The sequence below is a fragment of the Mucilaginibacter sp. P5_A4 genome (assembly GCF_056400605.1).
The window spans coordinates 1-1,481 of sequence record NZ_JBFUKX010000133.1 but is presented as its reverse complement, the minus strand read 5'-3'; the positions used below and the strand labels follow the sequence as shown (position 1 = coordinate 1,481).

Below are 1,481 nucleotides of genomic sequence, written 5' to 3'. Positions count from 1 at the left end.
CTACAAGACTATGATTATGAGTATTTGTTAGAAGGATCCACCGAGTTTGAGATATTGGTGTTCTTTGAAGAATATGAAGGTATAGTTACCTACATGCCGCTTACTGCTGCGCTGGGTCGCTTACAAGATTAATATCTATCAGTTTTACCAAAACTCTTAAAGAAAAATGGCGCCCTTACACCACAGAGGCTTTCTTTGTTTGGGCTATATTATTTTCAAACAATAGGCTTATACCCAGGTGGCCACTTCTTCATTTCTTCATCAATTGCATGGTCGATGTTGTCTACCAATGTGGTTAGGTGGACAATTAGCGCATTAGTGCTTACATAATACACGGCTGTATTTCTAAGTAATTTATCTATAAAATGTTTATGCAAGTTGACAATGTGTAAACTATTTTTACGTCGTTTAAATATGAACATAACAAAATTGCACTAATCAATATTGCTGCTTGAATTACGACCACATAACACCACCCAATATATCGATGTAGTATGCTGTCATAGCGTATCTGTTTCTTTATGCGTGGAGGGCCTCGTAATTCTGACTAGCTAATGGTTCTATTATTATGCCATACTTTTTTACTCAAAATATGACAAAGTGCCGGGTATAAACTCCAACTAAATTTAAATGCCAGAATTATTTTTACTATAATAAACTAAATTTTAGCTAATTTTATTGACAGGCCCACTTACAGTAAAAACAAAAAAACCTTGTAAGTGTCTAATTTACAAGTGGAATCTGATAATCTAAGTAGCCCGTAGGAGATCGAACCCTAATAAATAAGCCCTATAAAAGCTTAATTACTTTTTTTTGAACCTCATCTATTATCGCCCAACTTTTTGAAATATAAAAGTCCGTTATCGAATTACTCTGATCTTTATGATTTAATGCCAAACCAACATCGTCTTTGTTAAAACGACAAATATTCCTCGCCCAATCACCGAAAGCATGTCTTGCATCGTAAAATTCCAATTCAGGAATATTTAATAGTTTCCCGATTGCCCGCATACCTATACTTAGCGCACGGTCAAGCGTTTTATGGGAAGCATACCGAAGCTGTAATGTTCCCGCATATTTGGCGTATAATGGTTCCGCTATTTCAGGAATATCAATACTGATAAAAGCTTTATCCTTCCTTCTGGACTGTGTTTTTGATCTATTGTAATCAACCCGATCTAATTCAATGCTACTGCCCTCCAGTTTAAATAAGTCTACCGCATTCATGCCGCACAAATAAAAACTAAGCATAAAAAGGTCCTTTGCAAGTTCCATTCTTCCTTTAGGCTTTACCACGCAATTTCTGATTTTTCTAACCTGAGCTACAGTCAGTTTTTTCTTAGTTTTTTCCGTAACCTGTACCAGTTTATATTTTTTAAAAGGGTAATGTTTGATAACAATGTTTTCTAAATCTTCATCATTATAAAAATCAACTGCATTATTAAAAAGTATCCTCAGATCTCGCATATGGTTATGTAACC

At 34.9% G+C, this 1,481-nt stretch carries 1 protein-coding gene; it reads right to left on the bottom strand.

Going from position 1 to position 1,481, the window contains the following annotated elements; all coding sequences use genetic code 11:
* Positions 1-789: 789 nt before the first annotated feature.
* On the bottom strand, positions 790-1,481 hold a 692-nt coding region (locus AC1DQW_RS27620), incomplete at its 5' end, for a site-specific integrase (RefSeq protein WP_477457008.1).